Consider the following 14409-nt stretch of genomic DNA (forward strand, 5'->3'; position numbering starts at 1 on the left):
AGAACCGTCTTCCGCACATGCCGTGCGGGCGTCGCCGCGTCGGGCCCGGCGCCGCCGCTTCGTCCCGTTCCCAGCGAACACGCCACAGGACGAATGCCATGAATGCCGTGCCTTCCACGCTGCTGCAACAGACCGACCAGCTCTCCGAATCGGTGACGCGCCCGATCCCGGGTTCGCGCAAGATCCACGTCGAAGGCTCGCGCCCCGACCTGCGCGTGGCGATGCGCGAGATCGTGCAGACGCGCACACCGACGCTGTTCGGCGGCGAAGAGAATCCGCCGATCACGGTCTACGATCCGTCGGGCCCGTACACCGATCCGGACGTGACGATCGATCTCGCTGCGGGCCTCGCGCCGCTGCGCGCGCGCTGGATCGAAGAACGCGGCGACACCGAGGCGCTTTCGGCTTTGAGTTCGGCATTCGGCCGCGGCCGCGAACATGACCCGAAACTCGCGCACGTGCGATTCCCGTCGCGCACGCTGCCGCGCGTGGCGAAGGCCGGCGCCAACGTCACCCAGATGCACTACGCACGCCGCGGCATCGTGACGCCGGAGATGGAATACGTCGCGATCCGCGAGAACCAGCGCCTCGAACTGGTGCGCGATGCACTGCTGCGCCAGCAGCATCCGGGCGAGGCCTTCGGCGCGAACATCCAGCAGGTGATCACGCCGGAATTCGTGCGCGACGAGATCGCCCGCGGCCGCGCGATCCTGCCCAACAACATCAACCATCCCGAAAGCGAGCCGATGATCATCGGCCGCAACTTCCTGACCAAGATCAACGCCAACATCGGCAACAGCGCCGTGTCGTCGGGGATCGCCGAAGAAGTGGAGAAGCTGGTGTGGTCGATCCGCTGGGGCGGCGACACGGTCATGGACCTGTCGACCGGCAAGCACATCCACGAGACGCGCGAGTGGATCATCCGGAACTCGCCGGTGCCGATCGGTACGGTGCCGATCTACCAGGCGCTGGAGAAGGTGGACGGCCGCGCCGAGGAGCTCACCTGGGAGATCTTCCGCGACACGCTGATCGAGCAGGCCGAGCAGGGCGTCGACTACTTCACGATCCATGCCGGCGTACTGCTGCGTTACGTGCCGCTGACCGCGAAGCGCGTCACCGGCATCGTGTCGCGCGGCGGTTCGATCATGGCCAAGTGGTGCCTCGCGCATCACCGCGAGAGCTTCCTCTACGAACACTTCGAGGACATCTGCGAGATCATGAAGGCCTACGACGTGGCGTTCTCGCTCGGTGACGGCCTGCGCCCGGGCTGCATCGCCGACGCCAACGACGCCGCGCAGTTCGGCGAGCTGGAGACGCTGGGCGAGCTGACGAAGATCGCGTGGAAGCACGACATCCAGACCATGATCGAAGGCCCCGGCCACGTGCCGATGCAGCTGATCAAGGAGAACATGGACAAGCAGCTGCGCGAGTGCGGCGAGGCGCCGTTCTACACGCTGGGGCCGCTGACCACCGACATCGCGCCGGGCTACGACCACATCACCAGCGCGATCGGCGCGGCGATGATCGGCTGGTACGGCACCGCGATGCTCTGCTACGTGACGCCCAAGGAGCACCTGGGCCTGCCGAATCGCGAGGACGTGCGCGACGGGATCATGGCCTATAAGATCGCGGCGCACGCATCCGACTTGGCCAAGGGCCACCCCGGCGCCCAGGTGCGCGACAACGCGCTCAGCAAGGCGCGCTTCGAGTTCCGTTGGCAGGACCAGTTCCACCTCGGTCTGGATCCGGAAAAGGCCGAGGCGTTCCACGACGAGACCCTGCCCAAGGATGCGCACAAGGCCGCGCATTTCTGCTCCATGTGCGGGCCGCATTTCTGCTCGATGAAGATCACCCAGGACGTACGCGAGTACGCAGCCGAGCACGGGGTCGGGACCGGGGATGCGCTGGCCGCGGGCATGGCGGAGAAGTCCGCGGAGTTCCGCGCGCAGGGCGCCGAGGTCTACCGCCCGGGCTGAATGCACGGCGGCCGGATGAACCGTTCCTCTGGCCGTCGCATCCGCGCGACACTGCACCCCGTATGTTCAGTAACGGTATCGGGACAGCGCGTCACGATCCGCCCCAGAACAGGGAGATCCGATATGAAGACTTCGACGTCCCGCGTCGCCGCATGGCTCGTGGCGCTCTGCAGCCTCGTGCTGCTGGCGGGCTGTGCCACCGGCCCCCGCATCACCACCGAGGCCGATCCGCGTGCCCACTTTTCGGCGTACCGCACCTGGTCCTTCTACACGCCGCTGGCGATAGAGAAGGAAGGCTACGAAACCCAGACCAGCGAGATCGCCAAGGCGGCGGTGCGCGCCGAGATGGAGCGCCGCGGCTATCGCTACAGCGAATCCAATCCGGACCTGTGGGTGAACATCAACGCCTACATGGAACGTCGTACCGACGTCAGCAGCTACCCGACGGTCGACTACGCGTACTACTACAGCTATCGCGCCCGCGGTTATTTCGCGGTGCCGTACTGGAACGAGCGCACGAGCGTGTACCGCTACACCGAGGGCACGATGAACGTCGACCTGGTCGATGCGCGCGCGAAGCGTCTGGTGTGGGAAGGCATCGCGGTCGGCCGCGTGTCCAACAACAAGCCGGACCAGCGTGCCCAGCGGATCAATTCGACGATCGCCGAGATCTTCGCGAACTATCCGCACCAGGCCGGCGCACGCGCCCAGGCGATGTAAGCCGGGCGCGTCATTGCAGCGACGAAAAAAACGGGCCTTGCGGCCCGTTTTTTTTGTGCGATGCAGGCTTCAGTCGGCGTCGGTGCGGTCTGCGCCCAGATCCTGCGCAAGCCGCTGCAGCCAGCCGCGCCAGGTGGCACCGTCGCGGGTCGGGTCGTACTCGCTGCCCAGTGCGGCGATCCGCTCGCCCAACGCGTCTTCGTCGAGTCCTTCGCCTAGCAGCGCCTCGGCCTCGGCGCGCGCGCGCGACACCTGCTCCGGTGCCTCGCTGCCGCGGTAATAGGCGATCACCGCCTCCGGCGTGTCGTGCTCCACCGCCCAATCCTGATGGAAGTAGGCGGCGAGGAAGTTTTCCAGCGTTGGATAGGCGCTCATCGGGGCGTCGACTCGTCAGGGCTTGTTGGGATAGCCGGTCACGATTCTATAGCCGATGTCGAGCTGGTTCGAACGCTCGAGGACCAGGCGCACCGAGAACACGTCGACTGCGCTGGTGTCGCCCCGGCTGACCGAAATCCCGGTGCTGGCGTCGAACGTGGTGTCGATGACCAGACGGTTGCCGCCGCTGCCGTCGGCCCAGGCATCGACCCGGCCCTGGTGATCGGCGATCGTCGCGGACACGAAGCGCTCGGCCTCCGGCAGATCACGGAAGCTGGACGCCGCGCTGATGTTGTCGCGGCTCACCCGGTCGAGCAGCCACTGTTCGCTCTTGCCGACGTGGCGCTCGATCAGATGCCCGCCGGCCTCCTCATGTGCCTCGAGTCCGCCGCCGGGCACTTCGGCGGTCGCGTCGGGGCCTTCGGGCGACTCGATGCTGCCGAGATAGGTCTCGATCCGCCCGATCGTCGCCTCGACCGCATCCCGCTCGACACGCGACAGCGCTTGCGCCGGCAACGCATTCAGCGCATCCCGGATGTCGCCCAGCAGCGGGCCGAGTTCGTCGGCGAACACCGGGCTGCGCTCGGCGAGGGTGACCGCGCCTCCGGTTTCGGCCAGGAAGCCGGTCAGCTCGCCTGCATCGACGCGAGCTGCAATGTGGCTGTCGAGCGCATCGCGGCTCATCGTAGCGAGTCCCCCGGCTGTGGCTGCGCCGTCGGTGCGTGCGCCATTTGCTGAAACAGGCCAGCCCGGCTGGGATGCGGCGAGCGGTGTGGAAGTCACATCCATCGGCACTGCTGTCCTGTCATGGGATGACCGGACACTAATGTGCCAGGCCCCCTCCTACATCCTCGGGGCGACCCGAGGCAACGGGCACCTCCCATGACCTGTGTCACGCGCGCTGTGCGGAGTCTGTGCCCACACTGCACGTCATTCAGCCTGTTTTGGCTACCCTCGCTCACCCTCTGCTGGTGGTCCGATGCCGAATCCAATGTCTCCTGACGTGCCGACGCCCCTGCGTCTTCGCGTGGGTGACGGCGTCGTCGACCTCGCGACGCGCGAAATCCTCATGCCCGGTGCGCGCGGCCCGCGCCGCGTCACGCCGAAAGCGATCGGTGTGCTGCGGATGCTGGCACGCGTGCCCGGTGCAGTGGTCGGACGCAGTGAGCTGCTTGCCGAAGTGTGGCCGGATACGCTGCCGACCGACGATGTTCTGACACAAGCGATTACTCAGCTACGCAAAGCATTCACCGGCGAAACAGGCAGTGTCGACAAGCGCTACATCGAAACGATTGCGAAGGGCGGTTATCGCCTCACGGTGCCTGTTGATGTAATGCACGCGGAGTCTGCTTCTGTTGCCGACCATACCGCTCAGGAAGCGGAGTCACCTCCTGTACCGCATCGAAGGCCTGCGAGTGCAATCCATGGTCATCGCGGTTGGCTGTTGGTATGCGCGGCGCTGCTGCTGCTCGCTATCGGCGCCTTGGGAGTGTGGACCACATTCGAAGCTGTGCGCACCGCTGCGGATCCCCTGAGCGGCAGCCCAGGTCCCACGCCTGTCAGTCTTCCGTACCGGCTCATTACCAACGCGACAGGGTTCGAGCTTTCACCCTCACTGTCTCCCGATGCGTCGATGGTCGCGTATTCAGCATCAGGACCTGGCGATGCCGATCGTCAGTCCACGATCATGGTGCAGACCACATCGAGCGCCGCACCACGGCCATTGTCGCGACCGCCACCAGGTGCACGCGACGACTTGCCAGCTTGGTCTCCCGATGGCCGCGAGATCGCATTCGCACGCTGGGAGGCAAACGGTGCGTGTCGAGTGCTTCTGATGCCGGCCGCCGGCATCGGCGATGAACGCGAGATCGCACGCTGTGACGGCAGCGATCTTTTAAGCTTCGACTGGCTGCCCAATGGCAAAGAATTGTTGTTTGGCACAATGACTGGCGCTGAAAATGAGACCCGACTGCGCATTCTTGATCCTGTCAGCGGCCGCTGGCGGGGCCTCGATTATCCGGGCGCTGCCGGCGACCTCGATTTCGCGCCTCAGGTCTCGCCAGACGGCCGCTGGATCGGCTTTATCCGCAATCCGCAAATGGGCGACCTTTGGCGCGTTCCAATAGAGGGTGGCACGCCGGAGCAGATCACCCATCTAGGTGCCGAGTTTCGCGGCTGGAGCTGGTCGCCTGATGGAGAAGGGATGGTGTTCGGACTCCGCGTCGACAGCGAGGCGCGCCTCTACCTTGCCCAAATCGACGATGGAATGATTGTTGATATGGGTATCGAGGACGCGCAATCGCCCTCGATCTCTGCGGCGAATGGAATGATGGCGTTCGTGCATCGCAGGCCGCAATTCGGCCTCTATCGCGTGGAATCGGAGACCGGAGAGTGGCGGCGTCTTTTCACGTCTTCAGGGCGCGACTCTCAGCCGATTCTTGCTCCGGATGGTAGACAGATTGTTTTCACGTCGGATCGTGCTGGTCGTTTCGAGTTGTGGTGGTCCCGTTTGGACTCGCCGGATTCGCTCAGGCCGATTGCCGGTGTGCGTCCAGACACCCGGCAGCCTCCAATCTGGTCTGCAGACAGTCGCCACCTGATTGTGACGGCGCTCGACGACGCTAACGCACCGATGATCCTGGAGATAGAACCGGAGAGCGGTCGGATCGAGAGACTTCCGCTATCGGGTTCGCGCCCTGCGCAAGCGGCATACGGCCCGTCGGGCACCCTGTTCGTGATTGAAGGTGCGGGCGCCGATGAGGGCGGTACGACGCTCGTGGCCTATGACCGCACCACGTGGAAGCCCAAAGGACGCATCTCCGACGTATCTCAAGTCCGTTTTGACAAGGCGAGCGGGCGAGTGTTCTACACCCGCTTGGATGCAAGCGGCCTCTGGATGGCGCCGCCAACGCTCGACATGGGTGCAATTGTCCGGCTCAGTGAATCTGTGCCTTCGCGTTGGCGTTATCGGAGTTGGTCGGTCACCGAGGACGGCGCGATCATCTATTTGGATGCCGCACCGTCCTGCAGATCACGCATGTCACGCTATCGGATTGAAGACCAGCTGCTCGCATCCGTGGACAGTGTCTGCGTGGACCCGGTGATCCACAGCTCGACGAACGGACTCTCCACCGCTAACGGCGCGTGGTTCGTCTCGCTGGCGTCAGAAGATGGCAGTGACATCGGTTTCATGACAATTCCGCCGCCGCGTCTCCAACATGCTGGATTCTTCAAGTGGTTGATATCGAAGAGAAAGCAAGCGTCGTAGTTTTTTCGTATACCGTTTCGCCACGATTTCGGCAAAGTCTAAGGTCAACTTCGGGCAAGTGGCGCTCTTAACCCGCAGAACGCTCTCATCCAAGATGAGAGTGATCCAATGTCGACCTGTTTGTGGGCCGCGCGCGGCCAGGTGCTCGCCTATGAAACGCTTGAGCGCGCCGCCCAGTGTCTTGCCACCGCCCGTCTGGGCGGTCTGCAGATGTCAGCACCCGTTTTCAACTTGTGGATTCAGGTCCGCGGCGATGGATGGATCGAATCACGCGAAGGGCGCTTCCGTCTTAGACACGGCGACTGGATGGCCTTCGAAAAAGAATCTTCACCTCTGGTCCAAAGTGGTCCGCAGGGGCTGTGCGTCGGAATCGCGCTGGACACCGCGGCGCTTGAATCCCTGCAGGCGCTGAGTGACGGCAACCTGTACGCGGGGCGCGGACGTTTGGCGAGAGGGGAGTTGCGTATCCTCTTTCGATTGTGGCGAAAGGCAGCGCAATCCGATGGCGGTGCTTTATCGGTGCGTCCATTGCTCCTGCAATTGGCTGAAGTGCAGCGCGACCTGGCTGCACGTGTGCGACGTTGTCCGGGGCGGTCACGCAGCCGCAAACGGCAGGTATTCGGTCGTATGCAGCGTGCTCACATGTATCTCGAAGGCAATGCAGACCGTGTCGTCCGGATCAGCGAGCTGGCGGACCTGACGAGCTTTTCCAGCTGGTATTTCTCGAAGGCCTTCCACGCGCTGTACGACGAAAGCCCACAGACGCTTTCCGTGCGGCTTCGCTTGGAACGTGCAGCTCTATTGCTGCGCACGACGTCAATGATGGTAGGCGAGGTGGCCGCCGCAACGGGTTTCGACAACTGCTGCAGCTTCGCGCGCGCGTTCAAGAATCATCATGGGGTTCCGGCAAGCGGTTATCGCGTCGCGAGCCGCGCCGCGCGCTCGCAAGCTGTCAACGATGTCCATGCATTGGCTTAACACGCGGACGTGACTCCAACGCCGGCACGAAGGGATACGAAAAGTAAACGCCAGATTCGGCAAAGGGAGAGGTTGATAGTGGCAAGGCAGTGCAAGTCGTTCCAGACGTAACGTGCGAATGGCGTCTTAACGCCTCAGTAACACACACACTCTGGAGAGAGACTTTGAAGAATTTTCGCACTCCCGCACTGCGGAAGGGCTTGCTGCCAGCCGCGATCCTGACCGCGATCGTGCCGGGTGCCGCTTTTGCTCAGGCCCAGACCACGGAAGCCCCGACCACGCTCGACCGTATCGAAGTGACTGGCTCGCGCATCCGTCAGGTCGACCTTGAAACCGCGCAGCCCGTTCTGCAGATCACGCGTGAAGATCTCCAGACCCAGGGTTACAGCTCGGTCGCCGACATCCTTGAGAACATCACGTCGGCAGGTTCGCCGGCCATCAGCCGCGCTTCGCCGCTGAGCTCGGGTGAAGCCGTCGGTGGTACGTACATCGACCTGCGCAACCTGGGCCCGCAGCGCACGCTGGTTCTGGTCAACGGCCGTCGTCTCGGTATTACCACGGGTGGTCTGCAGGACGTTTCCGCGATCCCGACCTCGATGGTCGAGCGCATTGAAATCCTGAAGGACGGCGCGTCGACGATCTACGGCTCGGACGCTGTCGCCGGCGTGATCAACATCATCACACGCCGCAACTTCGACGGCGCAGAAGTCGGCGCGTACTACGGCCAGTGGGGCGAGGGCGACGGTGCAGTCGAGCGTTACGACATCGTGGTCGGTTCGACCGGCGAGCGTACGTCGCTGACCTTCGGCGCCGAGTATGCGAAGGAAGACCCGGTGTTCGCACCGGACCGCTGGTTCTCGCGTGACACGTTCCCGACCGGCCCCAAGAGTGCGCCGTTCCCGGGCGGTGCGTCCGGCGTTCGCAAGGAAGGCCAGTTCACCTTCAACGGCGTGAATTACACGCTGCGTCGTGACGTGCCGAACCTGGATCCGACCCAGTTCTCCAGCTACCGTCCGGTGAACGCTGCAATCGACCAGACGTTCCCGAGCCAGCAGTCCACCGTCTACAGCGGTATCGAGCGCAAGTCGGCGTTCCTGAGCTCGATCGTGGACATCACCGACAACATCACGCTCGAAACCGACTTGTTGTATTCGGATCGTGATTCGTACGCGCGGAATGCGGGCTATCCGTTCCAGAGTGCGGCGTTCGACAACAGCGCCGGCGGTCTGTCTGAAGACAGCGTATTCAACCCGGTCGGTGAAGCAGTGAGCTACACCCGTCGCGGTTGGGAAGTGCCGCGTGAAGTCCGCAACAGTCTGCAGACGTTCCGTATCTCGAATGCCATCAAGGGTTCGTTCGAGTTCGGCGACAACCGCATTTTCGATTGGGACGTCGGCCACCTGTACAACCAGAACAAGGGTGTGCAGATCAGCACGGGTAACCTGAATACTCTGAACGTCGCCCGCGCGACCGGCCCGTCGTTCCGCAACTCGGATGGCGTGGTTCAGTGCGGCACCGCGGACAACCCGATCACCCTCGGTACCGGTCCCGGCGCGTGTACGCCATGGAACCCGCTGATCCCGTTCGGCTATGCCGCCGAGAACAGCCTGGGCGATCCGAACGTGCAGGCCTATCTGTACAAGCCGGGTCAGGCACTGTCCGAAACCGAAACCCGCAGCTACTTCGCCAACATCAGCGGCGCGATCTTCGAACTGCCGGCCGGCGATCTGGGCTTCGCGGTCGGTGTCGAACACCGTCAGGAGCGTGGCTCGTTCTCGCCTGACGCACTCGCGCAGACCGGTGACTCGACCGACCTCGCGTCTGGCCCGACGGGCGGCTCCTACAGCCTCGACGAAATCTACGCCGAGCTGCAGATTCCGCTGCTGTCGGACGTGCCGTTCGCGCAGGAATTGAGCATCAACCTCGCGTCGCGCTACTCCGATTACGACACCTTCGGTGACACCACCAACAGCAAGGCCGGCTTCACCTGGAAGCCGATCGAATCGCTGCTGGTGCGTGGTACCTGGTCGCAGGGCTTCCGCGCTCCGACGATCGGCGATCTGTTCGGTGGCGAATCCCAGTCGTTCGAGTTCTATGCTGATCCGTGCGACAGCGTCTACGGCATTGCCGCCGGCAGCGCCCGCTGCCTCGCCGACGTGCCGGCGGATTTCCGTCAGCGCGCCAACACGCCGGATGGTCTGTCGGAAAGCCAGGAAGACCAGTCCGACCGCGCTTTCACATCCGGCTCGAACCCGGGTCTGACGCCGGAAGAGTCGGTCAGCAAGACGCTCGGCCTGGTGTACAGCCCGTCGCAGATCGAAGGTCTGAACGTGGCGCTCGACTGGTGGAACGTCCGCATCGACAACACGATCATCGGCGATGCGCCGACGACCGTGCTCGACGATTGCTACGTGCGCGGTATCGAATCGCGTTGCTCGGATCCGACCGGCTCGCGCTTCACGCGTGACGCGGATGGTGTGATCACCTCGTTCTTCTACGCGGGAATCAACGCTGGTTTCATCGAGACGGAAGGTTACGACCTCGATGTGAACTACGCGTTCCAAACCGACTACGGCAACTTCCGCGCGTCGTGGCTCAATACGTATGTGTCGAAGAACGAACTCAAGCAGGACAGCAACGACGCTGTGCCGCCGTCGCAATCGAACGGCTTCTCGGGCGGCGCGGGTATCAACTTCCGCATCCGCTCGAACGCGACGCTCGGTTGGGAAATGGGCGACTTCGGCGTCACATGGACGGCGCGTTACTACTCGGGCGTCAAGGAAAACTGCCTCAATGCCGTGACGCGTCCCGGTATCTGCAGCCTGCCGAACTACACCGCGCCTGATCTGGACGGTGCGATCTCGCCGCAGAACGAGATCGGCTCCAACACGTTCCACGACGTCCAGTTCCGCTGGACCGCGCCGTGGAATGCAACGGTTTCGCTGGGTGCTAACAACGTGTTCGAGCACTACTCGGCGCCGATGTACTCGAACCCGGCTTCGGGCTCGGCCTATTACGGCGGCTACGACATCGGTCGTTTCCTGTACATGCAGTACAACCAGCGCTTCTGATCCATCGAAGCTCTGTGTGAACCGCTACGGCCCCGAAAGGGGCCGTAGTTCTGTGTGGCGCTGTCGCTCTGCCCACCGCTCTTCCAGCTGCAACAACAAAAGCCGCCCTCGGGCGGCTTTTGTTGTTTCGATGCAACGCGCTTGACTCGCGAATTCCAACGCAACCGGGCGTTGAGCCGATGTGCCGACCCGCGAACGCCGGCTGTGCGCCTGCTCAGGTGACATGCCCGCGGCGAGGGCAGGGCTACACGCCGATCACATCACGACCTGCATCAGCGCTTCCGATCCGGATCGAACACCGCAACCGCCGACGCTCAGACGGCCTGCGCTTGCCCCACGCCCCGCAATCGCTCGGCATGCGCGCGCCAGTCATCGAGTTTGTCGAGCACGCCGGTGCGCTGCAGATACTCCTCGCGCACGGGCTCGCCCGAGGCGAGTGCGGTCGCGACGTGGACCGCGCCAGTGATCCAGAAACTGCGCGTGCCGGCGCGGACCGGATCGCGCTGGAACGCGACCGCCTCGATGATCGGCATTGGCAGGCCCCAGAGGCCGAGCAGGTAGGCGCCGGCTTCGGTGTGGCCCGACGCGTCGATTGGCTGGCTGTCGACGGGTGCGCGCTCGTCGCGGACGCCCGGCAGCAGCAGGCCGATGTCGGCCAGCAGGGCCGCGGTAGCACCGAGCTCGGTGCTCGATTCCGGCAACATGCGGCGGGCGAGCTGCGATGCCATCAACGCCCGTTGCTGCATCGCCGGGCGATCCAGATCACTGCGCGCGGCATACGCGAAGACTTCGCTGGTGAGCACCAGATCGCGCATCGTCACCATACCCAGCCGGGTCACGGCCGAGCGCAGGTCGGTGATGGTGCGACCGAACGAGAAATACGCCGAGTTGCACAGCTGCAGGACGCGGGCCGCGATGGCGGGATCGCCCGAAATCAGCTGCGCGATGTCGGCGGCGCTGGTGTCGTCGGAATCGAGCGCGCTCGCCAGCGCGAGATAGGTCTGCGGTGGTGACGGGAGCCTGTCGATCCGGCCGATGCGCTCGCGCAGGGTCGGGTTGTCGAGCAACTCGCGCAGCTCCTCGAGGCTGGCGATCGCTTCCAGCAGTTGGGCTTCACCGACCGGCAGCGGCAGAAAGCGGTGCGCAAGCGACAGCAGGCGTGCCGGCGGCTGACCGCCGACGACCGCGATGCGGGAGGTTTCCGGGCGCAGCGTGCGGATCCGGCCCAGCAGAGTGTCGACCGGCATGTCGGGCAGCATCGGCGCGACCAGCACCACGTCCGGTGGCGTCTCGACGATCGATGCCAGGGCGGTCGCACCATCGGACGCGCGCTGCACCTGCCACGCCGCGTCCATGTCCGCGACGAGCGCAACGAGATCGGACGGCAGGCTGTCCTCGCCACCCACGAAAAGAATGCGCACGCAGGACGTCCCCGGATGGCCGCAGCACCCCCGTGGCGTCGGCTCGCGGCGATGTTAGCAACCACGCCGCGCGGGTTTCGGCGGCGTGTCGCAAACTGTGACGGCGGAAACGCCGTCGCAGCGAATTACTCGGCCTTGTAGGCGGCGATGGCTTCGTTGAGCAATGCCTTGGCTTCCGCCGCATCGCCCCAGCCGCTGATCTTCACCCACTTGCCCTTCTCGAGATCCTTGTAGTGCTCGAAGAAGTGGCCGATGCGCTCGAGCCAGTGGGCCGACACCTTGTCTAGGTCGTCGACGTGCGCGTAACCGCCGAACACCTTGTCGACCGGCACCGCGAGGATCTTCTCGTCGCTGCCGGCCTCGTCGGTCATCTTCAGCACGCCGACCGGACGGCAGCGGATCACCGAGCCGGGGATCAGCGGCAGCGGGAGCACCACCAGCACGTCGGCCGGATCGCCGTCACCGCAGACGGTGTTCGGCACGTAGCCGTAGTTGCAGGGGTAGCGCATCGGCGTGGACAGGATGCGGTCGACGAAGATCGCGCCGCTTTCCTTGTCGACCTCGTACTTGACCGGCTCGGCGTCCTTCGGGATTTCGATGATGACGTTGATTTCGTCCGGCGGGTTCTTGCCGGTGGAGACGGAGCCAAGGCCCATAGCGATGCACTTCCAATGGTCGATTCAGAACGCCCATTTTACGGCCAACGATGTTGCGGCGCAGCGCCGATCGCGAGCGATGGTTTCCGATGCAACGTCAGGCGCGGCGGCCGACCAAGGGTACGCCCCAGTATGGGCGGGCCATACGGGGGCGTACATATGGTTCCCCGACTTTCGCTGATGCAGGCCCGTCCCGATGACCACGCTCGATTCGCTGTCCCCGACCGCCACCGCCGCGCAAGGCTACTGGCAGAACCCGCTGGCCCCGAACGACACGCATACGCATGACGGTCCGGCTGCCGGTGGCGTCGACGACCACGCCGACATCGGAGGACTGGACGACGGTCCGGATATCTCCACGCGGGAAGCGCCCGAGCGCGCGCCCAACGGCGCGATCGGCATCGACGGCGGCAGCACCAACTCGACCGGGCGCACCACCGGCAGCACCCCGGACGGCAAGCCGGTCGTCAGCGACAAGCTGCACAGCGACGCACAGGTCGAGGTGACCCGCGAGCGTACCCAGGCGCAGGGCTACATCAGCCGCGACCAGGTGGTGTTCACCACCGGCACCGGCGACGACAACGTCGGCGTGAGCCAGCGCGATGACGGCACGCTGGACGTGTCGGTCAACGGCGAAAGCTACGAAGTGCGTCTCGCCGAAGGCCAGGAACTGACCCTGCGCACCGGCGCCGGCAACGACACCATCCAGGTCGCGCCGAACGTCCAGGTCAACGTCGTCGTCGATGCCGGCGACGGCGACAACGACATCAACGTCGAAGGCGACGGCGACAACCGCATCAGCAGTGGCGACGGCGACGACACCATCCGCGCCACCGGCAGCGGCCGCAACGACATCCACACCACGGGCGGCACCAACGAGATCTTCGGCGGCAGCGGCGTCAATGTGATCTACGGCGGCGACGGCAGCGACACCATCCACGCCGGCAGCGGTACCAACTACATCGAAGGCGGCCGCGGTGACGACGTGATTCACGGCGGTGGCACGTTCGACATCCTCTCCGCCGGTGGTGGCGACGATGTGGTCAACGTCGGCGACGGCCGCACGACGGTCTATGCCGGCGCCGGCAGCGACACGATCGAAGGCGCGAACGCGCAGACCACGATCTATTCGGAAGCCAGTGACATTGTCAACGCGGCGACGGGCGCGCGCCCGACCGTCGTCAATGTCGAGATCGACAACACCGTCGGCGATCGCGGCGTGCGCGTGCAAGGCTCCGATGCTTTCGTGCAGCGCATGCAGTCCGAGCTGGATTTCCTGCGCGCCTCGCCGAACGGCCAGCAGATGATGGCGGAGTTCGACAAGGCCGCCGAGGCCAAGGGCAACACCGTGACGATCCAGGAACTGTCGAACGAGGACAACGGTTACGCCCAGACCTTCAGCAATGACGCCGACATCGTCAACGGCCGTGCGGGCGCCGGCGGTGATGTGACCATCAGCTACAACCCGTCCTTCCACATGGACGCGTTCCCGGCGCCGTCGGTGGTCCTGTTCCACGAGATGTCGCATGCCTACAACGGCGTCAACGGCACCTTCCTGCAGGGCACGTATCGCGGCACGGGTCCTGACAATGGCCAGGTGCCCAATGCCGAACGACAGGCTGTGGGACTGGAGACCAGCGCCACGCCGTACGACTTCGACGGTAGCGGTGCGCTCACCCACAACCCGATCCATCTGACCGAGAACGGCATCCGCCGCGAACTGGGCATGCCCGACCGTCCGAGCTACGCGCTCTGACACTGGGCCATGACGTCGGGGCGGTGCATGCGTGCACCGCCCCTTTCGTTTGGCGACGCCTGCATCGGGCGTCGTGACACGCTTCCAGGATCACCGTGCCGATGACCGACTCTCCGCGCGCTGTCGTCAGCGCGCCACCCTCACGTCTGCGGGACCATGCTGCGTTCCGGAATACCGTCGCCGCCGCG

General features: G+C 64.6%; 10 protein-coding genes. 6 read left to right on the forward strand and 4 right to left on the reverse strand.

The window, feature by feature from the left end:
* Positions 1-98: 98 nt before the first annotated feature.
* Positions 99-1976 carry a phosphomethylpyrimidine synthase ThiC gene (gene thiC, locus LU699_RS10660; protein ID WP_232137550.1) on the forward strand — a complete coding sequence of 626 codons (1878 nt, stop codon included), beginning with the start codon at positions 99-101 and terminating at the stop codon, positions 1974-1976.
* Positions 1977-2099: 123 nt separating this feature from the next.
* Positions 2100-2696: a DUF4136 domain-containing protein gene (locus LU699_RS10665; RefSeq protein ID WP_232580156.1), complete on the forward strand. Its 597-nt coding sequence runs from the start codon at positions 2100-2102 to the stop codon at positions 2694-2696.
* Positions 2697-2765: 69 nt separating this feature from the next.
* On the opposite strand, the gene LU699_RS10670 is transcribed toward LU699_RS10665, so the two are convergent.
* Together LU699_RS10670 and LU699_RS10675 are read right to left on the reverse strand one after the other, a co-directional pair.
* A complete protein-coding gene (locus LU699_RS10670; protein WP_232137548.1) occupies positions 2766-3071 on the reverse strand; it encodes a contact-dependent growth inhibition system immunity protein in 306 nt (101 codons plus the stop codon).
* Positions 3072-3086: 15 nt separating this feature from the next.
* Entirely contained in the window at positions 3087-3755 is a 669-nt protein-coding gene (locus tag LU699_RS10675) for an RNase A-like domain-containing protein (RefSeq protein ID WP_232137547.1), read from the reverse strand.
* A gap of 295 nt (positions 3756-4050) precedes the next feature.
* Here LU699_RS10675 and LU699_RS10680 point away from each other — a divergent pair, with 295 nt between their 5' ends.
* The 3 genes from LU699_RS10680 to LU699_RS10690 all read left to right on the forward strand — a co-directional run bounded on the left by LU699_RS10680 (position 4051) and on the right by LU699_RS10690 (position 10388).
* Positions 4051-6339 carry a winged helix-turn-helix domain-containing protein gene (locus tag LU699_RS10680; protein WP_232580157.1) on the forward strand — a complete coding sequence of 763 codons (2289 nt, stop codon included), beginning with the start codon at positions 4051-4053 and terminating at the stop codon, positions 6337-6339.
* Between the two features lie 108 nt (positions 6340-6447).
* A complete protein-coding gene (locus tag LU699_RS10685; RefSeq protein WP_327058892.1) occupies positions 6448-7317 on the forward strand; it encodes a helix-turn-helix domain-containing protein in 870 nt (289 codons plus the stop codon).
* Between the two features lie 164 nt (positions 7318-7481).
* Positions 7482-10388 carry a TonB-dependent receptor domain-containing protein gene (locus LU699_RS10690; protein WP_425491228.1) on the forward strand — a complete coding sequence of 969 codons (2907 nt, stop codon included), beginning with the start codon at positions 7482-7484 and terminating at the stop codon, positions 10386-10388.
* 314 nt (positions 10389-10702) lie between these two features.
* On the opposite strand, the gene LU699_RS10695 is transcribed toward LU699_RS10690, so the two are convergent.
* Positions 10703-11809: an HDOD domain-containing protein gene (locus LU699_RS10695; protein WP_232137545.1), complete on the reverse strand. Its 1107-nt coding sequence runs from the start codon at positions 11807-11809 to the stop codon at positions 10703-10705.
* A 125-nt stretch (positions 11810-11934) separates the two neighbouring features.
* A complete protein-coding gene (gene ppa, locus LU699_RS10700; RefSeq protein WP_232137544.1) occupies positions 11935-12465 on the reverse strand; it encodes an inorganic diphosphatase in 531 nt (176 codons plus the stop codon).
* A 196-nt stretch (positions 12466-12661) separates the two neighbouring features.
* Here ppa and LU699_RS10705 point away from each other — a divergent pair, with 196 nt between their 5' ends.
* A complete protein-coding gene (locus LU699_RS10705; protein ID WP_232137543.1) occupies positions 12662-14221 on the forward strand; it encodes a M91 family zinc metallopeptidase in 1560 nt (519 codons plus the stop codon).
* The last annotated feature ends 188 nt before the right edge of the window (positions 14222-14409 follow it).

Source organism: Luteimonas fraxinea (genome assembly GCF_021233355.1).
Classification (GTDB): Bacteria; Pseudomonadota; Gammaproteobacteria; order Xanthomonadales; family Xanthomonadaceae; genus Luteimonas; species Luteimonas fraxinea.

Excerpts from the sequence above, each read along its gene's own strand:
- thiC (WP_232137550.1), top strand. The coding sequence starts at position 99 with ATGAATGCCGTGCCTTCCACGCTGCTGCAACAGACCGACCAGCTCTCC.
- LU699_RS10665 (WP_232580156.1), top strand. The coding sequence starts at position 2,100 with ATGAAGACTTCGACGTCCCGCGTCGCCGCATGGCTCGTGGCGCTCTGC.
- LU699_RS10670 (WP_232137548.1), bottom strand. The coding sequence starts at position 3,071 with ATGAGCGCCTATCCAACGCTGGAAAACTTCCTCGCCGCCTACTTCCAT.
- LU699_RS10675 (WP_232137547.1), bottom strand. The coding sequence starts at position 3,755 with ATGAGCCGCGATGCGCTCGACAGCCACATTGCAGCTCGCGTCGATGCA.
- LU699_RS10680 (WP_232580157.1), top strand. The coding sequence starts at position 4,051 with ATGCCGAATCCAATGTCTCCTGACGTGCCGACGCCCCTGCGTCTTCGC.
- LU699_RS10685 (WP_327058892.1), top strand. The coding sequence starts at position 6,448 with ATGTCGACCTGTTTGTGGGCCGCGCGCGGCCAGGTGCTCGCCTATGAA.
- ppa (WP_232137544.1), bottom strand. The coding sequence starts at position 12,465 with ATGGGCCTTGGCTCCGTCTCCACCGGCAAGAACCCGCCGGACGAAATC.
- LU699_RS10705 (WP_232137543.1), top strand. The coding sequence starts at position 12,662 with ATGACCACGCTCGATTCGCTGTCCCCGACCGCCACCGCCGCGCAAGGC.